Source organism: Pseudomonas sp. Ost2 (assembly GCF_018326065.1).
In the GTDB taxonomy this organism is placed as follows: Bacteria; Pseudomonadota; Gammaproteobacteria; order Pseudomonadales; family Pseudomonadaceae; genus Aquipseudomonas; species Aquipseudomonas gingeri.
The window spans coordinates 130,001-152,903 of the sequence record NZ_AP021904.1; the positions used below are offsets into that span (position 1 = coordinate 130,001).

Here is a 22,903-nt window from a genome sequence, read left to right on the forward strand (position 1 = left end):
TAAAGGCAAAAGCGCGCTTGACTGCGAGACAGACACGTCGAGCAGGTACGAAAGTAGGTCTTAGTGATCCGGTGGTTCTGTATGGAAGGGCCATCGCTCAACGGATAAAAGGTACTCCGGGGATAACAGGCTGATACCGCCCAAGAGTTCATATCGACGGCGGTGTTTGGCACCTCGATGTCGGCTCATCACATCCTGGGGCTGAAGCCGGTCCCAAGGGTATGGCTGTTCGCCATTTAAAGTGGTACGCGAGCTGGGTTTAGAACGTCGTGAGACAGTTCGGTCCCTATCTGCCGTGGACGTTTGAGATTTGAGAGGGGCTGCTCCTAGTACGAGAGGACCGGAGTGGACGAACCTCTGGTGTTCCGGTTGTCACGCCAGTGGCATTGCCGGGTAGCTATGTTCGGAAAAGATAACCGCTGAAAGCATCTAAGCGGGAAACTTGCCTCAAGATGAGATCTCACTGGAACCTTGAGTTCCCTGAAGGGCCGTCGAAGACTACGACGTTGATAGGCAGGGTGTGTAAGCGCTGTGAGGCGTTGAGCTAACCTGTACTAATTGCCCGTGAGGCTTGACCATATAACACCCAAGCAATCTGCTGCTTTGAGCCCAAGGGCGAAAGAGACCAGATTGCGGTGTATGAAGACGAAACGAACCGAAAGTTTGCGGCTCACAAAACACCGAATATCGATCACATACCCGATTTGCTGAAGCGCGGCCTCAAGGCCACGACTCGGTACCCGAATTTCTTGACGACCATAGAGCATTGGAACCACCTGATCCCATCCCGAACTCAGCAGTGAAACGATGCATCGCCGATGGTAGTGTGGGGTTTCCCCATGTGAGAGTAGGTCATCGTCAAGATTAAATTCCGAAACCCCAATTGCGAAAGCAGTTGGGGTTTTGTTTTTCTATAGATAGAAGTTCCTCATTTTGCTGGCACGTCGCACAAGCGACGGACCGGCCACAGAATTTCTTGACGACCATAGAGTATTGGAACCACCTGATCCCATCCCGAACTCAGTAGTGAAACGATGCATCGCCGATGGTAGTGTGGGGTTTCCCCATGTGAGAGTAGGTCATCGTCAAGATTGAATTCCGAAACCCCCGTCTGCTAACGCAGACGGGGGTTTTTGTTTGGGGCGAGCAAAAAGCCATCATCCGCTTGCCGAAATGAGTTAAGTTTTCGCTCCATGGTGCCGACAGCATGGTGAGCAATGCGTGCACCAAAGTGGAGCAGTCATAGAACGCTGCCTACGCCGTACAAGGAATGTCCCTTTTGCACGCATCCCCACCTTCGGCATAAGAAGTCTATGAAATGAACCTTAAATTCAGCCATAAAATCCTTTTGGCCGCTTCCGGTGTCGTGGTTCTCGCCTTCGCGCTGTTCACGCTGTACAACGATTACCTACAGCGCAGCACTATCCGGCAGAACCTCGAATCGTCGGTCCAGCAGGCCGGTGAGCTGACCGCCAGCAGTGTGCAGAACTGGCTGAGCGGGCGGATCCTGGTCCTGGAAAACCTCGCGCAGGACGTCGCGCACCAAGGCAGCAAAGCGGACTATCCCGGCCTGGTCGACCAGCCGGCATTCACCTCCAACTTCCAGTTCACCTATGTCGGCCAGACGGACGGCACCTTCACCCAGCGCCCCGACGCGAAGATGCCGGACGGCTATGACCCGCGTCAGCGCCCCTGGTACAAATCCGCCGTGGCAGCCGACAAGACCATGCTCACCCCGCCGTACATGGCCTCGGTCGGTGGACTGGTGGTGACCATCGCCATGCCGGTGAAAAGCGGCGGGCAGCTGCTCGGCGTGGTCGGTGGCGACCTGAGCCTGGAAACCCTGGTGAGGATCATCAACTCGGTGGACTTCGGTGGTATCGGCCAGGCGTTCCTCGTCAGCGGTGACGGCCAGGTGATCGTCAGCCCGGACAAGGATCAGGTGATGAGAAACCTCAAGGACATCTACCCGGGCTCGGCGGTACGCATCACCAAGGGTATCCAGGAAGTCACCCTGAACAACCAGCAGCGAATCCTGTCCTTCACGCCGGTGGTGGGCTTGCCCTCGGCGGACTGGTACATCGGCCTGTCCATCGACAAGAACAAGGCCTATGCCCCCCTGAGCAAATTCCGCACTTCGGCGCTGATCGCGATGTTTATCGCGGTGGCCGCCATCGCGGTGCTGCTGACCCTGCTGATCCAGGTACTGATGCGTCCCCTGACCACCATGGGCCGCGCCATGCAGGACATCGCCCAGGGCGAGGGCGACCTGACCCGGCGCCTGACCATCGAGAACAAGGACGAGTTCGGTGAACTGGCCAGCTCCTTCAACCAGTTCGTCGAGCGGATTCATGCGTCGATCTCCGAGGTGTCCTCGGCCACTCGCCAGGTGCACGACCTCTCCCAGCGGGTGATGAGTTCTTCCAACGCCTCGATCATCGGTTCCGATGAGCAAAGCGCGCGGACCAACAGCGTCGCGGCGGCGATCAACCAGTTGGGCGCGGCCACCCAGGAAATCGCCCGCAATGCCGCCGATGCCTCGCAACACGCCAGTGGCGCCAGCGAGCAGGCCGATGACGGTCGCCAGGTGGTGGAACGAACCATCCTGGCGATGACCGAGCTGTCGCAGAAGATCAGCCTGTCCTGCACCCAGATCGAGACCCTGAACGCCAGCACCGACAACATCGGGCACATTCTCGATGTGATCAAGGGCATCTCCCAGCAGACCAACCTCCTGGCGCTCAACGCTGCCATCGAGGCGGCGCGGGCAGGCGAGGCGGGCCGCGGTTTTGCCGTGGTGGCGGACGAGGTACGCAATCTGGCCCACCGTACCCAGGAGTCGGCGGAAGAGATCCACAAGATGATCACCTCGCTGCAGGTCGGTTCCCGTGAAGCGGTGACGACCATGAATGCCAGCCAGGTTTCCAGCGAAGAGAGCGTCGAAGTCGCCAACCAGGCCGGTGCCCGACTGATCAGCGTGACCCAGCGGATCGGCGAGATCGACGGCATGAACCAGTCGGTGGCGGCGGCGACCGAAGAGCAGACGGCGGTGGTGGAAACCCTCAATGTCGACATCAATCAGATCAACCTGCTGAACCAGCAGGGCGTCGCCAACCTCAACGAAACGTTGAAGGATTGCGATGCCCTGTCACAGCAGGCCAGCCGTTTGAAGCAACTGGTGGACAGCTTCAGGATCTGATGTCACTGCAAGGCGCTGCCTGGGACCTGCCTGGTCTCGGCAGCGCCTGTGCCTGCGAAGCTTGTGATAACCCTGAATTCAATCGGAATGTCTCAGGCCAACAGGCTGCGCACATTCCCCATCGCCTCATCGGCGAACGCCTGGATGAAATGACGAAAGCCCGGCAGGTCCTCGGGATCGTCACCCAGCGGTTCGGCGATGATGGTCCAGGTCGCGCGACAGCGGTCCGCCGCCAGAGCCTCGACCCGCATCGCCGCCCAGAGCTGGCCGACGCCGAGGGTGTTGTAGAGCGTGGTCCAGGTCATGCACATCGCCGTCGGGTCGTGGCTGTTGAGTTGTTCGACCACCACGTGGCCGTCCTTGAACAGCTTCTTGCGCAGCGCGCCGGTGCCCTCGCCGATCATCTCGATATGCGCGAGCGCCGGAACGAAGGCCGCAAAGCCGGCAAAATCGCCGACCACGGTCCAGGCGCTGGCGGCGTCGCGGGGAATCTCGACCGAGGACACCACGGGCTGGCCTTGCGGGTTGCGGATCAGGGTATCGGGTTGCAGGGTATTCATGGAGTGCTCCAGGTGGTTGTGGGGAATCAGATGAACCGGATCTGCCGGAGGTAGTCGCAGCCCTTGCGCAGCAACGCCGGGGACTTGCACGGATAGGCTTCGCCCATGCGCCGGATGCCGGCTGCGGCATGGTCATGCTCGATGGCCGAGATATCGCCGATGTCCTCTTCGAAACCGTTGAGATAGAAACCCAGCACCTCGAACAACGCGTTATGACGGTCGACCCGTTGCAACTGGCGCTGCCAGTCGGCGACGCTGACCAACTGGAAGGCATGGCCGGCTTCGCGAAACGCCGCGACGTAGTCGTTCCAGCTCAGCGGCTGCGGGTTATGCAGGTTGAATACGCCAGGATTGTCGGGCACGCGCCGGCTTTGCGAGGCGATGAAGCGGGCGAGGAAGTCCACCGGCATCAGGTCGAAATTCAGCGCCAGGGCGGGCACCTGACCCAGTTGCAGCGAACCCTTGAGCATCAGCAGCAGGCGGTTGCGGTGTGGCTGGCAGACGCCGTTGCGGCTGTTGAAGGCGATGTTCCCGGGGCGGTAGAGATTGACCCAGACGCCCTGTTCGCGCGCCCGTTGCAGAATCCGTTCGCCGACCCACTTGGACAGGTTGTAGCCGTTGCGGATGTAGATCGGCGGCGTGTCTGCCGGCGGCTGCTCCAGCACCCGCCCGTCCTCGGCGATACGGCTGCAGGCCGACAGGCTGGAGATGAAATTGAAGACCTTCTTGCTGCGGCCCTCGCACAGCCGCAGGCACTCGAACAGCGGATCGACGTTGTCGGCGGCCAGGGCTTCGTAGTCGAGCACATGATTGACGTGGGCGGCGTTGTGGATCAGCACGCCGAACTCGCGGTCGATCCGCTCATGCACCTGCTCTGTCAGCCCCAGGCGGGGAAGGCGGATATCAGCCGGATAGACCCGCACGCGACTCAGGTCCAGATGCTCCAGGCGGTTGTCGCGCAACGCCTGGGCGAAACGCTCGGCCGCCGGGGCCGCCGTGCTGTCGCGCACCAGGCAGGCGATCTCGCTCACGCCGTCGGCCAGCAGGGCTTCGACGATATGCACGCCGACAAAGCTGTTGGCGCCAGTCAGCACCACCTTGCCAGGGTCGCCCGCGTGTACCGCCGCAAGCGCCTGGAAATCCGGTTCGCGCACGGCGTCGATGAATACCCGCGGGCTCACCGCCTCCCGGGTCGACTCGCCCCTGACCAGTATCGCCAGCCGACACAGTGTCGGCTCCTCGATAAAGCGGTTGATGGAGATGCCATGTCCGTAGTGTTCGCGAATTCCCAGCAGCAGCTTCGACAGCAGGATCGAATGACCGCCCAGGTTGAAAAAGCTCTCGTCGGTGGAAATCTCGTCGACCGGCAGTTCCAGCAACTGCGCCCAGAGTCCGCGCAACCAGGCTTCATCGGCATTGTCGGGCAAGCGCAGGTGAGGCGCGCCGGGCAGGTGCACGGGCAGCTCCAGCAGCGCCCGGCGGTCGACCTTGCCGTTGCCGGCGGACGGCAGCCCGGCCAGCTCGACATAGACGGCCGGGTGCATGTAGTCCGGCAGGCAGTGCTCGACGTGTTGCCGCAAGGCCTCGCGGCCGCGGCCGGGCGTGACCGGCTGTGCCAGGTACGCCAGTATCCGGCGGCGGCTGTCGATGACCACGGCCACCTGGCGATACAACCGGCTGTTGCGCAGGCAATGCTCGATTTCCTCGGGCTCGACGCGGAAGCCGCGAATCTTCACCTGATGGTCGCGACGGCCGCAGAGCGTTATGCCTTCGTCGGTCCACTTCGCCAGATCGCCGGTGCGATAGACCCGTCGTATCGAGCCGTCGCCTATATCCAGGGATACATAACATTCGGCGCTCTTCCCCGGATTGTTCAGGTAGCCCAGGGTCACCCCCGGCCCGGCGATATAGAGCTCGCCGACCGTCTGTTCGACTACCGGCCGCCCGTGCTCGTCGAGAATGAACACCCGGCTGTTGGCGATCGGCCGTCCCAGGTTGCGATTGCCGGTTCCCGCGTGGAACTGCCGAGCGGTGACCAGCACCGTCGCCTCGGTAGGTCCGTAGAGGTTGTAGAAACGGGTCTGGCGCGTGAGCTGTTCGATGACCCAGGGTTCGCAGACATCGCCGCCGGTCGTCACATGGCTCAGCCCCAGCGGCGGATCGAGGGGCAGGATGCCGAGCAGCATGGGCGGCAGGAAGGCATGGCTGATGCGCTGTCGGCGGATCAGCGCGGCCAGTTGCAAGGGATCACGTCGCTGGTCGTCGCTGGCGACCACCAGTTCGGCGCCCTGGACCAGGCTGGGGAAGATATCGATCAGCGAGGCGTCGACGCTCAGGGCCGAGAACTGCAGGACCCGGCTGTGTTCGCTGAGCTGCACCTGCTCGGCGTACCAGGCGGTGAAATGTGCCAGATTGGCCTGGCTGAGCAGCACCCCCTTGGGCTGGCCGCTGGTGCCCGAGGTGTAGAGCGCGATGCAGGGCGCGTCAGGGGTCGATGCCTGGCGCAACAGGGATGAGCCGTCCGGGGCCGCGTGGTCGATCTGCACCGCGCTGATATCCAGGGAGGGCAGGTGATCGTCGAGGGGATGGCGCCCCGCGTGCAGCAGCAGGACCGCCCCGGCGTCCTCCAGGATGGATTGCTGGCGCTGGACTGGATGAGCCGGGTCCAGCGGCAGATAGATCGCACCGCAGCCGAGGATGGCCAGGAGCGCCGCGTACAGGGCTGCGGTCTTGTCCAGGCAGACACCGACCACCGGCGCCTCGTTGCGAGTATCCCGCCCGGCGAGCGCCGTCAGCAGGCACTCCTGGATGGCCAGGCCGTGGGCGTGCAACTGGCGATAATTTGCTGAGTCGCCATTGAAGGTCAGGGCCGGGCGCGCGGCGAACCGGCGCAGGCTGTCTTCGATACGGCGGAGCACCGGCACCGTCGCCAGGGCCAGCAGATCGGGGCGGGCGGTGTGGTTGAAGCGATGTTCGAAGGCCAGCGACTCCAACATCGACAGGGGATGTTGCGCGTCGCATGGCAAGGCCGCCACGGGCGGGATGTCGAGGAAGCAGTCGCTGTCGCGGGCAAAGCGGCTGACCAGCAGCGTGCACAACTCCAGCAAGGCCTCGCTCGCCGCCAGTCGCAGCGCCTGGCCGTTGCCGGAACCATCCTGGTCGACCGCTTGGCGCTCGATCAGGCGGCCGTCCTGCCAGCAGCGCAGGGCCAGTGCCGGCAGGCCGGCGCTGGTCAACGGGCCGTACTCCAGGCGCAAGCCCAGGCGGACGGCACCGTCGATATGGGCGGGCAGCGCCAGGCTGCCATCCTCGATCAGCAGGTCCGTTGCCGGCGGCAGGCCCGCGGCGACGGCCTGGGGGTTATCCAGACGCCGGACAGGATGACCCTGCTGCTCCAGCTCCTGCATCAGCTCATCGAGCACCTGGCTGCTTCCGACGAGCAGAATCTCGAGACGTCTCATGATGATCTCCTTGGCTAGAGCAGGTAGTCGCCCAGGGCGTCGCGGACGGCGGGCGAATCCAGCAGCGAGCTGTTGCGCAGGAACCGCACGATATTGAGGACCAGCGGATGGTGGCGGTTGATCGGATAGGCCAGGCCCAGGGCTTCGCGCCTGAGCGCCTGGCGGACCGGCTCGTCGACCGGCAGGTGCTCGATCACGGTGAAATCGAAGGTCTTCTGGAGGTCGTTGGTCAGGTAATGAACGATGAACACCGGCAGGATCCCGGCGATCAATTCGTGATCGGCCTCGCTTGCGTCCTGCCAGTAGAGCCGCACCAGGCGCGTCCAGAACACGGCGTGCCGGCCTTCGTCGAGCAGGTGGTCGGCCATCAGCCCCTTGACCGAGGCCTTGACCGTGTCGTCCTTGGCAAAGGCCGCGACATCGTTGGTCACGGTGTTTTCCGCGATCGCCACGCAGATCAGCTCGACAGCGCCCTGCAGGTGTTCCGGCGCCATGCCCAGGGCCGCCGGTATGGCGCGGCTCAACTCGATCTCGTCGGGCAGGGCAATCGGCTCGACGCCGGTCAGGGCGATGGTCTGCTGCAGGAAGTCCATGGCCGCCAGGGCGTGATAGTCCTCGTCCACCACCACGGTCATGGCGTCATAGCGACAGGCGAACGGAAAGCGGATCGCAAAGCGGTCCTTGGCGATGCGGCGGGCGGTGCGGTCGACGATCTCGGTCTCGAAAATCACCACATCGTTGATGAACTTGTACAGGCTCTGGATCAGTACGAAGTCGCGCTGCCCGGGGCACCCGGCAAGAAACGCCGCCGTGTTGACGAGCGGCTGGCGGCTGAGGGGATAGATCAGCCGATCATCGTTCTCCAGCAGGCGCCGCGGACGGGTACGGATGCTCGCGCGGCTTTCCCAGGCCTCGGCGCAGGAGCTGTAGTCGCCGGCGTTCATACGGCGACCCCGCGAGTTGCGGTGCGCAGTTTCTGTCGGACGTCGTCCCAGAGCGCGAGGCGGCTTTCCACGGCCAGCAGGGCGGCGGCACAGGCTTCGTGCTCGCGTTGCGGATCAGCATCCACCAGGCGCTCCAGCAGGCGCGCGGCAGCCGGGCCGTGGTCGCCGGCATCCACCTCGATATGCCGGTGCAGGTAGTAGTGCAGGGTCGGCACCTGGGTGCGGTCGATGCCCCACTGTTCGAGCAGCCGCTGGAACATCCCCGGGACCAGGCTTTCCCGGCCATGCAGGAAGACCGCGGCAACGCAATGCGGCGCCGCGTTCAAGGCGATATCGAGGGTCTGCCGGACAAAGCGGGCGGCGCCCGGGTCGACACCGGCCTGTTGCAGGGCATCGTCGACGGCGACACCCTCGCGCAGCCGCTGGATAAAACCTTCGATGACCCGCGTATCGGCACCGATCTCGCGCATGGCCTCCAGATACAGCTCGAAATGGCTGCAATGGCCTTCTCCGTGGCGCGTGTCCGACTCCTCGCCGAGCACGATCTCGTTGATCATTCGGGCTGCCCGTGGGTCCCTGGGGGGCAGCCAGGGCAGATCGACGCTGGTCAGTTCCTGTTGCAAGCGCTTGGTCAGCGACATGAAGTCCCATACCGCGAAGACATGCACTTCCATAAAGCGCCTGAGTAATGGCAGTGAATGTATTTCGCGGAAAACAGAATGTTCGCTCAGTTGGGTTTTTCGGTGTTCCAGATATTCTTTACAAGTATTCATTAGCCACCTTTTCGGTTGGTAAATGGAGTAACGGCAAACACCGCCTCGCGGTTGTTTGTCATGTTGTGTCGTGGCCGTCGATAAATGACGGACGAGCGAAGTCCTTGATCAGGAGTTCGCAAACTCAAGAGCTTGAACCAACGGCATGCCTGCCATTGTCATCGTGTCTGCTGGTTATGTCAGCGTGTTCTGTCTGGCTCTGCCGGGGCGGCGTCTCCACACTGTGGGCCATCGCCGGCGGGCGCATTCTCGCGGTTATTCAAAACTAGTACAGAAAACAAATGCCGATCAAGTTGTTTTTAAAATAATAAAAACTTCCTTTTTACCAGGGTTGAACAATGCCGATAAAACAATTTGAAGTTGTTTTATTTGGATGAGAGCGGCTCTTCCGCTCGATAATGAGCAGAATAAGGGTATTGAGTGAATGCCTCACTCGAGCACTCTTGAACGGGATGGCCGGTTGTTTGATAGACGAGGTCGAGGCACGGTTCTTCCGGCCCCAGGCCTGTGGCAAAGCTCTCCTTCAGATCTGTCTCTTGTCCGGGCCTCACGCGCGAGTTGCGCCGCGTTCCGCTCGTGCTGCCTGGATTGACCAGAGTGTGCCCAAATGCACGGCTCGACTATCGCCAGGGGATGTGAAGCGCGTCCGACGCTTCGAACAGGCTCGGTTATCCCGCCCTGAGCCAAGGCGGTACGGCTACGTTCAGCAGCGGGCTACGGGGGCGTTGTGCTCAAGACGCGGGCATGGCGTGTGTCGACGGGTTGTTCAAGACTTGCCCAGGTAGCGCTGGATGACCTCGATACCGCGTTGCAAGTGGTGGCGCAAGTGCTCCACGCACACATCGACCTGGCCGTCACGGGCGGCCTGGAGCAGCTCCCGGTGATCGTCCTGGGACAGTTTGCCCAGGCCCATGGCCGAGAGGTTGAAACGCAGGAAGCGTTCCTCCCCCACCAGGCCCTGGTCGATCAGGGCCAGCAGTTTGTGGTTGGGTGCCTTGCGGTAGAGGCTCATGTGGAACAGACGGTTGAGCCGGCCGACCTGGGTGTAGTCGGTCTCCGTTTCCAGCTGGTCGATATAGGCAGCGCTTTCGGCGAAGTCGTCCTCGGTGAGCAGGGGCACCGACAGGCGCAGGGCTTCCGATTCCAGCAGGATGCGCAGGTTGTAGTTTTCGGTCGAGGTATCGTCGATCAGCGGCGCGACCACGGCGCCCTTGTGCTGGACGACGTGCAGCAGCCCCTGCGACTCGAGTTGACGCAAGGCCTCGCGGACCGGCATGCGACTGACGCCGAACAGCGTTGCCAACTCCTGTTGGCGCACCGCCATGCCGCAAGGCAGTCGCCCATCCAGAATGGCGCCACGCAAGGATTCCTCGATTACCGCCCGCGCGAGGTGGGCGGGAATCGGACCGTTGACGAGGATGCTGCTCAAAGGGTTCGGTTTTTCTGCCACGCTGAAACTACCTGCTGCTCGAGAACAGAATTCAAATTGGATCCAATGGCACGCTAGGAGCTGCCCGGGTGCTTGTCAAACCGGCCCGTGCTCATGATCGAGATCGAGCCTGCTCAACTGCGGTGATCGCAAGGTGCCATTTTCTTCCAGGGCCCCCCGCTTAACCATCAATCGTTTCCTAAATGAACGTAGGGGGCGGTCATTTTTGTGAGTACGTATTACTTGTCATCGATGGGGTGGTTTTGCACACGGATCTGAAACGGCGGGGGCCGGTGATGCCGTTGTCCTCTTGTCCGTCCTATGCATATTCCGAAATAGTATTTAAATTATTTTTCTTATGACTATATGGTCGTCCTCCTGCGTACCCACCGACCAATCGGTGCGCCGCACGAACTGAACGAACACGGGACCACCGTGAGTTTCTGATCGAGGCGCGCACTGAAAGCGTGCTCTGCGTGGGAGTGAATGTATGTCTTCGGCTTCAGCGGTTTCCCCGGCGTCCGTGGTGGCGTCCCAATCCTTCGAGATTCGTCCCTTCGTCGGCGCGGTCGGTGCCGAAATCGTCGGCCTGGACTTGCGCCAGCCGGTCAATGAAGAGGATTTCGCCCGCATCCATCGCGCGCACCTGGACTATCACGTGGTGGTCTTTCGCGACCAGCGCATCAGTCCCGAGCAACAGATCGCCTTCAGTCGTCGTTTCGGCGTGTTGCAGATTCACGTTCTTAAACAATTTCTCCTGGCCGGCCACCCGGAAATCCTGATCGTCTCCAACATCATCGAGAACGGTCAGAATATCGGCCTGGGCGACGCCGGAAAGTTCTGGCACTCGGACCTTTCCTATAAGGAACTGCCGAGCCTGGGCTCGATGCTGCACGCCCAGGAGTTGCCGGCCGAAGGCGGCGACACCCTGTTCGCCGACCAGCACAAGGCCTGGGACACCCTGCCCGAGGCCCTGCGCCAGGCGGTTGAAGGCCGTTCGGCAGCGCACTCGTATACGGCCCGCTACAGCGAAAGCAAATTCGAAGGCAACTGGCGGCCGACCCTCACCCCGGAACAACTGGCCCAGGTCGCCGAAGTGGTGCACCCCATCGTCCGCACCCACCCGGAAACCGGGCGCAAGGCACTGTTCGTCAGCGAGGGTTTCACCACCCGGATCGTCGGCCTGCCGGAAGACGAAAGCCGCCAGTTGTTGAGCGAGCTGTACGCCCACAGCGTGCGCCCGGAAAACGTCTACCGCCATCAATGGCAGCCCCACGACCTGGTGTTCTGGGACAACCGTTCGCTGGTGCACCTGGCCGTCGGTTGCCCGAGCCACCTGCGGCGCAAGCTCTACCGCACCACCATCCAGGGCGATGCCCCGTTCTGACCTGATCGCTTCAAGGAGCATCCCCATGCCTGCACCCTTTGCGCTATTGCCGAAACTCGGCCGCCTCACCACGTCCATCGGCCTGGGCTTGAGCCTGTTGGCCGGCAGCCTGTTGGCACCGGCCACCGCCCAGGCGGAAGGCCAGATCCGCGTCGCCGAACAGTTCGGCATTGTCTACCTGCTGCTCAACGTGGTGCGCGACCAGCACCTGATCGAGAAATACGGCCAGGCCGAAGGCATCGATATCAAGGTCGACTGGACCCAGCTGTCCGGTGGCGCCGCGATCAATGACGCCCTGCTATCCGGCTCGGTGGATATCGCCGGTGCCGGCGTCGGACCGCTGCTGACCATCTGGGACCGCACCTACGGCAAGCAGAACGTCAAGGCCGTGGCTTCCCTGGGCAACTTCCCGTACTACCTGGTGAGCAACAATCCGAAGGTCAAGACCATTGCCGACTTCACCGACCAGGACCGCATCGCCTTGCCGGCGGTGGGGGTGTCCGTGCAGTCGCGCTTCCTGCAATACGCGGCGGCCAGGCAGTGGGGCGACAAGGAGTTCAATCGCCTGGACAAGTACACCGTCGCCGTCCCCCATCCGGATGCCACGGCCGCGTTGATCGCCGGCGGCACCGAGCTGACCGGGCACTTCTCCAATCCGCCGTTCCAGGAACAGGCGCTGGAAAACCCCAACGTCCACGTGGTGCTCAACAGCTACGACCTGCTCGGGCCGAACTCGCCGACCGTGCTGTTCGCCACCGAGAAATTCCGCAACGACAACCCGAAAACCTACAAGGCCTTCGTCGACGCCCTGGCCGAAGCGGCCGACTTCGCGCAGAAGGACAAAGGCGCGGCGGCGGACACCTATCTACGGGTGACCAAGGCCAAGATCGACCGCGCGGTCCTGCTGAAAATCATCGACAACCCGCAGTTCGAATTCAGCGTGACGCCGAAGAACACCTACCCGCTGGCTGAGTTCCTCTACCGTGTGGGCGCCATCAAGCACAAGCCGGAATCGTGGAAGGACTACTTCTTCGAGGACGCCAAGCTGCTGCAGGGGAGCTGATCGACATGAATGCCCCCTTGCAAGGCCACACGGCCAGCAACCCGACCGTCGCCGCTTCAGCGTTGCTGGCGGTCGACCAGGTCAGCCTGGAATACCGCACCCCGGCGCGAGTGGTGCGGGCGACGCACCAGGTCAGTTTCGAGGTCGACCGCGAGGACCGTTTTGTCCTGCTCGGGCCTTCCGGGTGTGGCAAGTCGACCCTGCTCAAGGCCGTGGCCGGGTTTATCCGTCCCTGCGAAGGCGAGATCCGCCTGCAGGGCCAGGTAGTCAATGAGCCGGGTCCGGACCGGATCGTGGTGTTCCAGGAATTCGACCAGTTGCCGCCCTGGAAAACCGTGAAGCAGAACGTCATGTTTCCGCTGCTGGCGTCCGGCACCCTCAAGCGCCGGGAAGCCGAAGAGCGGGCGTTGCATTACCTGGACAAGGTCGGCCTGGCCGCCTTTGCCGATGCCTACCCGCACACCTTGTCCGGTGGCATGAAAGCCCGGGTGGCGATTGCCCGGGCCCTGGCGATGCAGCCCAAGGTCCTGCTGATGGACGAACCCTTCGCCGCCCTCGATGCCCTGACCCGACGCAAGATGCAGGAAGAACTGCTGCAGCTCTGGGAGGAGGTGCGCTTCACGTTGCTGTTCGTCACCCACTCGATCGAAGAAGCGCTGGTGGTGGGCAACCGCATCCTCCTGCTGTCGCCCCATCCGGGGCGGGTGCGGGCGGAAATCCACAGCCATCAGTACGACTTGCACAGCCTCGGTGGCGCCGCGTTCCAGGCGTCGGCACGACGGATCCACCGGCTGCTGTTCGACGAAACCCCGCAGGCTGAAACCGAACTGGATTTCGCCGATATCCGCATCGCCTATTGAGCGGCTGGAGCAATGCCCGATGAGCCTTTCATCCCCTGTGCGTAAAGAATACGAAGTGACCCTGGAGCCGCTGCTCGCCGTCCCGCTGGAGCGCGAATTGCCGCTGGCGCAACGGCTGTGGCAGCAGGGCTGGTTGCGCAAGAGCCTGATCCTGATCCTGCTGGCGATTCTCTGGGAAGTCGTGGCGCGTTATCAGAACAACGACCTGCTGCTGCCGAGCTTCCTGCAGACGGCCAGTGCATTGTACGACGGCCTGCTCAGCGGCGAGCTGCTGGGCAAGGTCGGGATCTCCCTGGTGGTGCTGCTCAAGGGCTATGCGCTGGGGATTGTCCTGGCATTCGCCTTGACCACCCTGGCGGTATCGACCCAGTTCGGCCGTGACCTGCTCAGCACCCTGACCTCGATGTTCAACCCGCTGCCGGCGATTGCCCTGCTGCCGCTGGCGTTGTTGTGGTTCGGGCTGGGGCAGAACAGCCTGATCTTCGTGCTGGTGCACTCGGTGCTGTGGGCATTGGCGCTGAACACCTATGCCGGCTTTCTCGGCGTCTCGGAAACCCTGCGCATGGCAGGCCGCAACTACGGCCTGAAGGGGTTGCGCTTCGTGCTGTTCATCCTTATTCCCGCGGCGCTGCCGTCGATTCTCGCCGGGCTGAAGATCGGCTGGGCATTTGCCTGGCGCACCCTGATCGCGGCGGAACTGGTGTTCGGCGCCACCAGCGGCAAGGGCGGGCTGGGCTGGTACATCTTCCAGAACCGCAACGAGCTGTATACCGACAAGGTCTTCGCCGGCCTGGCCGTGGTGATCCTGATCGGCCTGCTGGTGGAGAACCTGGTGTTCGACACCCTGGAGCGGGTGACGGTGAAACGCTGGGGCATGCAGCGGTAAGCGGTGTTGTTCGGGCTGACGCTTTCGCGGGCAAGCCCGCTCCCACAGTGGTTGGCATGGTCTTGTGGGAGCGGGCTTGCCCGCGAAGGCGCAGGCCCAGGCGCCGCCTGCCTCAGCGATTCTGCAAAAACACCACATACCCGCGAAACCACTCGCTGCCCTTCAGGTAGCCCGGCTCCTGCCACTCGCCGCCCTGGATCAGGCCGATCTTGAACGGCAGCCCCAACCGGTTCATCCGGGGCAGGTAGGCGGCGTAGTCGGGAATGCTGTGGCGACCCTGATAGGTCTGCACCACCACTTCATCCACCACGCCCTTGAGCTGGGCGATGGCCGCCGGATCGGCGTTGCTGCTCCAGTCCATCAGCCCGGTGATGCTCAGGCGCAGCTCCGGCGGCAGGCGCTGGCGCAGGTCGCGCAGGAAGGCGGTGTATTCGTCGAGATAACGGGTGCGGGCGTCGAAGTCGATCTGGATGCCCGCCACCGGATTGCCCGCCTGTTGCCAGCGTTTCACCTGGCCGAGCAACTGGCGATAGACCGGCTCCGGCCAGCGCAGGGTGTGGGCGCGGTAGACCACCCAGACTTCGCCCCGGGTCAGGCGCGGGATCGCGATGCCCTGGGCGATGAAGCTGACCCCGCGCTGTGGGGCGCGACGTGACTGGCTGATCTGTCCCTGCAGGATATACAGGCTACGGGCCTGGGCCAGCACCGGCTGCGGGGAGACGCCGCTCCACAGCCAGAAGGCGTCATGGTCCCGCGCATCGACCGCCGCCAGCCCACTGCCGGCGCCCAGCCAGCCGGCCAGCAACAGCCAGCGCCAGCGGCTCATCGCGGCTTACCAGTAATACTGCGCCGACTTGCCCCACTGGGTGTCGGCGAAGCCGCTCTTCAATTGCTTGAACCAGGCCTTGCGTTGCGCCGGCTCGACTTCCTTCCCACCGCAACTGTTGTAGCCGGCCGGGGCGTAGCAGTTGATCGCCCGGAACAGCGCGTAGCCCTTGTCCGCATGGGACGCCTTGGGGTTGGCGATCACACTCTGGTAGCCGTCGAGGCGCGAGTACAGCGGGCCCTTGAACAGCGACGGAGTGCCGCCCAGCTCGTCCTTGTTGCGCTGGCTGTCCAGCGGCATGCCGTCGAGGCTGTTGCGCAGGATGAATTCACCCAGGCAGTTCAGCGCCACCGGGGCGTTCTGGTCGGCTTGCAGGGTCGCGACGGTTTCGCCGATGGCCGGGCACGCGTAGCCCGATTCGGCCTTGGCGCCCGTCCAGCGGAACAGCCGCAGCGACTGCCCGCCGCTGTAGGTGTAGCCGATGCTGGTGCCCAGGCGGCTGTCGGCCGGTTCGGCGGGCAGTTGCTTGAGGTCTTCGGCGAAGTCCGGGTAATGGCCCAGGCGCAGGTCCTTGTAGAGCAGCACGAACAGGGCCGTGTCACGCTCGGTGGCATCCGCGCCCTGGTTGACCTGCTGGCGCAGCAGCCCGGCATCGGCGATATGGCGCAGGAGGATGGCGCGGACCTGGGGCGTCTTGATCGGCGAATCGGCGGCGAAGACGTTGGCCACCCGCTGGCTGCGCTCGTAGTTGTTGGCCAGGGCCAGCTCGAGGGTTTCCCGTTGCAGCGGCTGCTTCACCTGCGCTAGCAGCTGCAACCACAGCGCCTCGGCGCCGTTCCAGTCCTGCCGGGCTTCCAGCGCCAGGCCACGCAGTGCCTGTTGGCTGAAGGCGACATAGTCGAGCTTCGCCGGGATCTCGGTGGGCAGGCTCTTGAGGGCCAGTTCCGGGTTCTTTTCCACATACAGGTGGAACGCCGCCAGCAGGTAGTCATGCAGCGCCGGTTGCGCGGCGAAAGTCGCTTTCTGCGCCTGCAAGGTCTCCAGGGTCAGCCGTGGCGAGCGGTTGTCGTCATTCGGCGGCCGCATGCCCAGCAAGTCGTTGACCGCCTGGAACAGCGGCTGGTTGACCTTGCCGGTACCGAACAGCAGCTTGTTGTCGATTTCCTGCACCAGGTCATCCGAGGAGACATTGCGCAACGCATCTTCGGGCTGGCTCAGTTGCCAGAGGTATTCGGCCGCCTGCTTGTCGGAATCGCCTGCCAGCCAGTAGACCCGGCGCAGCAGGCCGCGGGCGGAAACCGCATACGGGCCCTGCGGGTAGCTTTTCAGGTAGGCGTTGAAACCGTCTTCGGCCTGTTTCAACTGCGCCGGGTCGGCCTCGCCCTCGGTGGGCATGCCGTCGGCATCGAAGGTGTTCTGCTGGGCAATGTTCAGGGCGGTGCGCGCCTGCATGTACAGCGCGGTTTCCTTCAGCCACGGCTGGCTGCTCTGGCTCAAGGTGGCGAACCCGCCGGCCGCCTCGCTGAAACGCCCGCTGTAGAAGTCGCTGGCGGCGCGCAGGTAGGCGGCAAACGCCTGGGCCGGGGCGGACGCGAGGGTGCCGGGCACCAGCGCCGCCTGCTGCGCCGGGTCCCAGGTGCAGGCCGCGAGCATCTGCACCCGCGAGTTGGCCAGGGCCTGGCGCTCGGCGGCGGACAGTTCGCCAGTGCCGACCAGGGCGTTGATAAAGGCGCTGGCGCTGTCGTCCGAGTTGCTGCGGCAGCGGCTGCCTTCGCCCGAGAGGAAGGCGTCGCCGGCAGGCGTCTCGCTTTCACGCTTGATCCCGAGCTTCTCCAGGGTTTCTTCCAGGCTGGCGGTGGTGGAGTCGTCCGGCTCGTCGGTGACATCCGGCGAGTTGGCCGGGTCCAGGCGCGTATTGGGGAACGGCACCGGGCCGTAGCCTTCGGCGAGGTCGTCCTCGCTCAGTTCGTTGGGCGTCAGCGCCACGCTGCCCTGGTCGGCCAGCAACAGGCGCAGGTTGACCCGGCTGTCGTTGCTCGGATTGAGGAAGGCCAGGTTGCTGCAACGGTCGAGGTCGTACTGGACCATCGACCAGCGCGGGTAGCAGAAATTATCGGAACTGGCCTGGGCCATGGAGGAGAAGGCGACGCCCAGCGCCAGGGATGACAGAAGACCGATACGCATGAATTGTCCTTAATCCTGTAACGTGCGGCGCCAAGGGCCGGAGGGGACGCCATCATACCGAACCCCGGCATCTGCACCTATGCTTGTTCAGGCTGGGGCGTCGCAGGCTGTGACCTGCCGCACATCGATGGTGTTGATCAGGATGATGGCAATTTGCTTGACGCTTGACCTGACTGTCGTAGACTCGCGATTGTCCGACAAGGAGTCACTGTTATGCAGCGTTTGTGGGGTTGGGTTTTCGGATTGTCCTGTGTGGCGTGCCTGACTCAGGCGCAAGCGGCCAGCGAGGGTGATCCGCTGTTGGACAATGCCGCGCCGGGAGCCCATGCGACCTCGGCCAGCGAGGCCCGTGGCGTGTTGCGCGCGCGGGACCAGGCGATGCTCGCCAGTGAATTGTCGGGGCGGATCATCGAGCTGCCCTTCAGCGAAGGCGAGACCTTCAACAAGGGCGATACCCTGGCACGCTTCGACTGCTCGGCCTACCAGGCCCAGCTCAATGCGGCCCAGGCCGCCGGTCGAGGCGCCAATGAAGAACTGGCCCACAACCGCCAGCTCGCTTCGCTCAACTCGGTGGGCCGCTTCGAGGTGGCCCGCGCCGAAGCCAAGGTCGCCGAAACCCAGGCCCAGGCCCAGGTCTACCAGGTCCAGGTCAAGCGTTGCAGCGTGATCGCGCCTTATGACGGGCAAATCGTGCAGCGCAAGGTCCAGCGCTACGAAAGTGTCTCGGCCGGTGCGCCGATGCTGGAGATCGTCGACAACCGTACCCTGGAAATCCACCTGCTGGTGCCCTCGCGCTGGATGGGCAAGCTCAAGCCCGGACAGACCTTCAGTTTTGTCCCCGATGAAACCGGCCAGCCGCTGACCGCGACCATCAAGCGCCTCGGTGCGCGTATCGATGAAGGCAGCCAGACCCTGTTGCTGGTGGCCAGCCTGCCCAAGGCCGACGGGTTGCTGGCGGGCATGAGCGGCACGGCGCATTTCGCGGAGCTCAAGTGAACGCGCCGGTCGCGGGGGCGGCGGAGCGGGTCTTTGCCCAGTTCCTCGATCTTGAACGCCTGACCCGCGCGTCCCGGACCACCGAGCAACTGGCCTACAGCCTGGTCAACGACGGCCAGGCGCTGTTCGGCTTCCGCCATGCCGCGTTGTTGATCGCCGGCAAAGTGCGGGCGGTGACCGGGGTCAGCTCGGTGGAACCAAATGCGCCGTTTGTCGCCTTTGTCGAACAGGCCGTGGCGCAGATTTTCAAGCTGGAACGGGCCAAGCCCGCGACCGTGGTCCCGATGGACGCCTTCAGCGCCTCGGTCCGCGAGGACTGGCAGAGCCTGTCCGCGACGCAGGTGTTCTGGTTGCCGTTGCTCGATCACAAAGGCGAGGTCTTCGGCGGCATCTGGTTCGCCCGCGATAATCCCTGGAACCCTTCCGAGCAGGTCCTGCTGGCCCAGTTGGGCGACACCTACAGCCATGCCTGGCTGGCGTTGCAGCCGCGTCGACCCTGGCGTTTGCGGTTGACGCGCAAGCGCCAGGTCCTGCTGGTGGCGCTGGCGTTGCTGAGCCTGCTGATCCCGGTGCGCCAATCGGTGCTGGCGCCGGCGGAAGTCGTGCCGCTGGCCGGCCGGGTGGTGGCGGCACCGCTGGACGGCGTGGTGGCCGAGTTCCTGGTCAAACCCAACCAGGCGGTGAAGACCGGCGACCTGCTGGTGCGTTTCGAAAGCACCACCCTCAAGGCCCAGGCCGATGTGGCCCAGCGCACCCTGGGGGTGGCCGAAGCTGAATTGAAGGCCAATGCCCAGCGTGCCTTCGCCGATGCCGAGTCGAGTTCGAAGATCGACTTGCTGGCCGCGCGGGTCGAGCAGAAGCGTGCCGAACGTGATTACGCCGCCGAACTGCTCAAGCGTAGCGAAGTGCGCGCCGAGCGCGATGGCATCGCGGTCTTCGCCGACGCCGAGCGCTGGACCGGCAAGCCGGTGCAGACCGGCGAGCGGCTCATGGAAATCGCCGACCCGAGCCAGGCCGAGCTGCGCATCGAACTGGCGGTGGGCGACGCCATTGCCCTGGAGCCGGACGCCGAGGTGGCACTGTTCCTCGACAGCGACCCGTTGCAGCGCCACTCGGCCAGACTGGAACGGGTGGCCTATGAGGCGCAATCGACGGCGGCCGGGCAACTGGCCTATCGGCTCGACGCCGGGTTTACCGACTCGCCGCCACCGCGCATCGGCCTGCGCGGCACCGCGAAAATCTTCGGCCAGCGCGCGCCGCTGGCCTTGTACCTGTTGCGCCGGCCGCTGGCCGGGCTGCGCCAGAGCGTCGGCCTGTAATGAACCTGCCCAGCCTGCGGGCGGACCTGCAACTGACGCCCGCGTCGACGGCACTGGACGGCTCGCCACGCTGGACCCTGGCCGATCCGGTGCGCGGGCGCTACTTCAAGCTCGGCGCCCAGGCCATCCGCCTGCTGCGTCATTGGTCGCTGGGCGATCCGGCGCAAGTGCTGCAGGCCGCCAACCGCGAGCCGGGCCTGCCCCTGGGCGAGACCGAGGTGGAAGAGCTGCTGGCCTTTCTCCGGGCCCATGACCTGATTGCCGCGCTCGATCCCGAACAGCGCGCCAGTTATGCCTGGAAGGCCGCCTCCGCACGCCAGAGCCTGTGGCAGATGGCACTGCACCAATACCTGTTTTTTCGCATCCCGCTATGGCGCCCGGATGCCTTTCTCAATCGCGCCTGGCCCTGGCTGCAGCGTTTCGGCCCGAACCTGCTGCGCTACGGCCTGCCGCTGACCCTCGGGCTCGGCGTGTTCCTGGTATCGCGGGACTGGGAGCGCTTTCTCTCGACCTTCCCGCACCTGTTCAGCCTCGGCGGGGCCCTGGCCTTTGGCGTGGCGCTGTTCTTCGCCAAGCTCTGCCATGAGTTCGGCCATGCCTTCATGGCCAAGCGTGCCGGTTGTCGGGTACAGAGCATGGGGGTGGCGTTCATGGTCCTGCTGCCGCTGTTCTACACCGATGTCAGCGATGCCTGGCGGGTCAACGACCGCAAGGCGCGGCTGCTGATCGGTGCCGGCGGGGTCATGGCCGAACTGGTGCTGGCCTGTATCGCCCTGCTGGCGTGGTCGCTGCTGCCTGACGGACCGGCGCGCACGGCGGCGTTCATGCTTGCCAGCGCCACCTGGCTGACCACCCTGGCGGTCAACCTCAACCCGTTCATGCGCTTCGATGGTTATTTTCTGCTCAGCGATCTGTGGGAAGTCGACAACCTCCAGGGCCGGGCCTTCGCCCTGTGCCGCTGGCGCTTGCGCGAAACCCTGTTCGGCTACGACGAGCCGGCGCCCGAGCCCTGGTCACCGGCCATGCAGCGGCGTTTGCTGTGGTGGGGCTTCCTCTCCTGGCTGTGGCGCGCGGCGTTGTTCTTCGGTATCGCCCTGGCGGTCTATCACCTGTTTTTCAAATTGCTGGGTATCTTCCTGATGCTGGTGGAACTGGGCTGGTTCATCTTTCTGCCGATTTTCAAGGAAACCCGTGAGTGGTGGTCGCGGCGCGAGCAGGCGCATACCCCGCGGGTGCTGCTCAGCGGCCTGGGGCTGCTGGCGCTGCTGTTGCTGGTGGCGGTGCCGTGGCGCAGCAGCGTGGAAGTGCCGGCGATGCTCGAGGCCGGCCGGGTCACCGCGTTGCATGCGCCGGTGGCGGCACGGGTCAAGCAGGTCAATGTGCACGATGGCCAGGTGGTCGAGCAGGGCGCGGTACTGGTGGAGCTGGAATCGCCGGATGTCGATTCGCGGCTGATCATCGTCCGTCGTGAAATCGACATCCTGCAATTGCAGATGCGTCGCCAGGCCGGGCGCAGCGAAACGGCAGCGGACGTCGGCGTGCTCGAACAGCGCCTGGCGGAGTCGGTGGCCGAGTACCGCGGTCTGCTGGCCCGGCGCGAGCGCCTGTTGCTGCGGGCGCCCCAGGCCGGCCAGGTGCGCGACCTGATGCGGCAACTGGTCGCCGGGCGCTGGGTCTCGATCAAGGAGCCGCTGTTGCGCATCGTCGAGGAAGGCACCCGCCTGCGTGGTTACCTGGCCGAAGAAGACCTGTGGCGCGTGGCACCGGGGGCCAGTGGGCGCTTTGTCGCCGACGATCCGATGCGCCCGGCCTGGCCGGTGGAACTGCTGGATGTCGACGCCAATGGCGTGGCGGCCATCGACCAGGAGGCACTGACCTCCGATCACCATGGCCCGATTGCCGTGCGGCGCGATGAAAATCGTCGTCCGGAGCCGGTGCAGGCGCAATACGGGGTGCGCCTGAAGTTGCTGGAGGAAGTGCCGACGCCGAGCCATCCGCTACGCGGCGTGGCCGTGCTGCAAGGGCGCAACGAGTCCTTGCTGGGCACGGCCTGGCGGCGCATGGCCGCGCTGGGTGTGCGGGAGAGTGGTTTCTAGTCATTACAACGGTTCAGGGAGTACAGCCGATGTTGAACAGTTCGTCCGCCGCAGGCTTGTCCATGCGGCCATCGCGGGCCACCGACGGGCCTTTTCTGCAAAGCCTCTACCAGTCGGCGCGACCCGAGTTGCAGTGGATCGATGCCGAGCCCGAGCTGATCGAGCAGGTGATCGCCCATCAGTTCCAGGTGCAGGAACAGGGGATCGGCGAGCACTTCCCCGATGCCATGCATTATGTGGTGGAAAAGCTCGACACCCCGATTGGCGTGCTCAGTGCCGATTTCGGTCCCAACGAAATCCGCGTGCTCTACCTGGCATTCATTCCGGGGGCCCGTGGCAAGGGTTTCGGGCGTACCGTGCTGCAAGGGGTGCAGAAGGCCGCCGAGCAGGTGCGCTGCCCGGTGGCGACGGTGGTCTGGGCCAGTAATCCCCAGGCGCGCCAGCATTACCTGGCGCTGGGGTTCCGGGTCGAGGAAAGTTCACCGGCCGCCGAGCGGCTGGTGTGGTATCCGGGCGTCAGTTGAAGACGATATTGAAGTAGCCCAGGGCCGGATCACGGCCCAGCGGCGGCTCGCGGGAGACGAACACCGCATCGAGACGCCCCACTTGTGGCAACTCCAGGGCGCACAGGCCGTCGACGAAGTCCGTCGGCCCGAGGCTGCGCAGCATCACGTTGAAAGGCACGCGCGAACTCTCCGGCAGTTGCGATTGCGGGCGCAGGCGGATCGACTCGACCTGCACCGGCAGCAGGCTGCCGTCGGGCAGGTGCAGGGGGCAGGGCTGGTCCACCAGTGGCTGGAAATGTTCGTTGGAAACCTGTTGCAGCATCGATGTTCTCCATAGGGCACGGTCGGTGGGGACCCTTGTGGGAGCCGGCTTGATGGCGATGAGGCCGACAAGTCTTGCATCGACCTTACGGA

The 22,903-nt window shown here is 64.1% G+C and carries 18 protein-coding genes and 3 rRNA genes (1 of these 21 only partly in view); 13 read left to right on the forward strand and 8 right to left on the reverse strand.

Annotation, left to right across the window (positions count from 1 at the left end; genetic code table 11):
- From KI243_RS00615 to KI243_RS00630, 4 genes are all read left to right on the forward strand, one after another.
- A 23S ribosomal RNA gene (locus KI243_RS00615) occupies positions 1–579 on the forward strand (it extends 2,313 nt beyond the left edge of the window).
- Positions 580–748: 169 nt separating this feature from the next.
- Positions 749–864, forward strand: a 5S ribosomal RNA gene (rrf, locus tag KI243_RS00620).
- A gap of 111 nt (positions 865–975) precedes the next feature.
- Positions 976–1,091: ribosomal RNA gene (rrf, locus tag KI243_RS00625) — 5S ribosomal RNA — on the forward strand.
- A gap of 227 nt (positions 1,092–1,318) precedes the next feature.
- Entirely contained in the window at positions 1,319–3,199 is a 1,881-nt protein-coding gene (locus KI243_RS00630) for a methyl-accepting chemotaxis protein (RefSeq protein WP_177083809.1), read from the forward strand.
- 92 nt (positions 3,200–3,291) lie between these two features.
- Here the strand turns inward: KI243_RS00630 and KI243_RS00635 are convergent, their stop codons facing one another.
- Genes KI243_RS00635 through KI243_RS00650 form a run of 4 tightly spaced genes read right to left on the reverse strand, consistent with a single transcriptional unit; the run spans position 3,292 to position 8,937 of the window.
- Positions 3,292–3,759, reverse strand: a complete 468-nt coding sequence (locus KI243_RS00635; protein ID WP_212810328.1) for an SRPBCC family protein — start codon at positions 3,757–3,759, stop codon at positions 3,292–3,294.
- A 26-nt stretch (positions 3,760–3,785) separates the two neighbouring features.
- A complete protein-coding gene (locus KI243_RS00640) occupies positions 3,786–7,220 on the reverse strand; it encodes an amino acid adenylation domain-containing protein (protein WP_212810329.1) in 3,435 nt (1,144 codons plus the stop codon).
- 14 nt (positions 7,221–7,234) lie between these two features.
- Entirely contained in the window at positions 7,235–8,164 is a 930-nt protein-coding gene (locus KI243_RS00645; RefSeq protein WP_177083803.1) for a diiron oxygenase, read from the reverse strand.
- On the reverse strand, positions 8,161–8,937 hold the full coding sequence (locus KI243_RS00650; RefSeq protein ID WP_177083801.1) for a DUF3050 domain-containing protein: 777 nt from the start codon (positions 8,935–8,937) through the stop codon (positions 8,161–8,163). The genes KI243_RS00645 and KI243_RS00650 overlap by 4 nt, the downstream gene beginning before the upstream one ends.
- A gap of 145 nt (positions 8,938–9,082) precedes the next feature.
- On the opposite strand from KI243_RS00650, the gene KI243_RS00655 reads away from it, so the two are divergent.
- On the forward strand, positions 9,083–9,295 hold the full coding sequence (locus KI243_RS00655; protein ID WP_146049261.1) for a hypothetical protein: 213 nt from the start codon (positions 9,083–9,085) through the stop codon (positions 9,293–9,295).
- Between the two features lie 408 nt (positions 9,296–9,703).
- On the opposite strand, the gene KI243_RS00660 is transcribed toward KI243_RS00655, so the two are convergent.
- Entirely contained in the window at positions 9,704–10,387 is a 684-nt protein-coding gene (locus tag KI243_RS00660) for a GntR family transcriptional regulator (protein WP_178991136.1), read from the reverse strand.
- A gap of 469 nt (positions 10,388–10,856) precedes the next feature.
- Between KI243_RS00660 and KI243_RS00665 the strand changes: the two genes are divergently transcribed.
- Genes KI243_RS00665 through KI243_RS00680 form a run of 4 tightly spaced genes read left to right on the forward strand, consistent with a single transcriptional unit; the run spans position 10,857 to position 14,562 of the window.
- Positions 10,857–11,753, forward strand: coding sequence for a TauD/TfdA family dioxygenase (locus tag KI243_RS00665; protein ID WP_178991138.1), 897 nt, complete (start codon positions 10,857–10,859; stop codon positions 11,751–11,753).
- 25 nt (positions 11,754–11,778) lie between these two features.
- Positions 11,779–12,816 carry an ABC transporter substrate-binding protein gene (locus KI243_RS00670; RefSeq protein ID WP_212810330.1) on the forward strand — a complete coding sequence of 346 codons (1,038 nt, stop codon included), beginning with the start codon at positions 11,779–11,781 and terminating at the stop codon, positions 12,814–12,816.
- A gap of 5 nt (positions 12,817–12,821) precedes the next feature.
- A complete protein-coding gene (locus tag KI243_RS00675) occupies positions 12,822–13,676 on the forward strand; it encodes an ABC transporter ATP-binding protein (RefSeq protein ID WP_177083797.1) in 855 nt (284 codons plus the stop codon).
- Between the two features lie 19 nt (positions 13,677–13,695).
- Positions 13,696–14,562, forward strand: a complete 867-nt coding sequence (locus KI243_RS00680; protein ID WP_212810331.1) for an ABC transporter permease — start codon at positions 13,696–13,698, stop codon at positions 14,560–14,562.
- A gap of 112 nt (positions 14,563–14,674) precedes the next feature.
- On the opposite strand, the gene KI243_RS00685 is transcribed toward KI243_RS00680, so the two are convergent.
- Together KI243_RS00685 and KI243_RS00690 are read right to left on the reverse strand one after the other, a co-directional pair.
- Complete coding sequence (locus tag KI243_RS00685) at positions 14,675–15,388, reverse strand: DUF3142 domain-containing protein (protein WP_212810332.1); 714 nt, start codon at positions 15,386–15,388, stop codon at positions 14,675–14,677.
- A 6-nt stretch (positions 15,389–15,394) separates the two neighbouring features.
- Complete coding sequence (locus tag KI243_RS00690; protein WP_177083791.1) at positions 15,395–17,572, reverse strand: outer membrane assembly lipoprotein YfiO; 2,178 nt, start codon at positions 17,570–17,572, stop codon at positions 15,395–15,397.
- A gap of 213 nt (positions 17,573–17,785) precedes the next feature.
- On the opposite strand from KI243_RS00690, the gene KI243_RS00695 reads away from it, so the two are divergent.
- From KI243_RS00695 to KI243_RS00710, 4 genes are read left to right on the forward strand one after another with little or no spacing between them, the layout of a single operon-like run.
- Positions 17,786–18,568 (forward strand): efflux RND transporter periplasmic adaptor subunit, encoded by a 783-nt coding sequence (locus KI243_RS00695; protein ID WP_017124787.1) that lies wholly within the window; start codon positions 17,786–17,788, stop codon positions 18,566–18,568.
- Positions 18,565–19,887 (forward strand): HlyD family efflux transporter periplasmic adaptor subunit, encoded by a 1,323-nt coding sequence (locus KI243_RS00700; protein ID WP_177083790.1) that lies wholly within the window; start codon positions 18,565–18,567, stop codon positions 19,885–19,887. The genes KI243_RS00695 and KI243_RS00700 overlap by 4 nt, the downstream gene beginning before the upstream one ends.
- A complete protein-coding gene (locus KI243_RS00705; protein ID WP_177083788.1) occupies positions 19,887–21,983 on the forward strand; it encodes a biotin/lipoyl-binding protein in 2,097 nt (698 codons plus the stop codon). Before KI243_RS00700 ends, KI243_RS00705 begins: the two co-directional genes overlap by 1 nt.
- 29 nt (positions 21,984–22,012) lie before the next feature.
- Positions 22,013–22,507 carry a GNAT family N-acetyltransferase gene (locus KI243_RS00710; protein WP_177083786.1) on the forward strand — a complete coding sequence of 165 codons (495 nt, stop codon included), beginning with the start codon at positions 22,013–22,015 and terminating at the stop codon, positions 22,505–22,507.
- On the opposite strand, the gene KI243_RS00715 is transcribed toward KI243_RS00710, so the two are convergent.
- Complete coding sequence (locus tag KI243_RS00715; protein ID WP_017124782.1) at positions 22,500–22,811, reverse strand: hypothetical protein; 312 nt, start codon at positions 22,809–22,811, stop codon at positions 22,500–22,502. The two genes, KI243_RS00710 and KI243_RS00715, sit on opposite strands and share 8 nt — an antisense overlap.
- Positions 22,812–22,903: the final 92 nt, after the last annotated feature.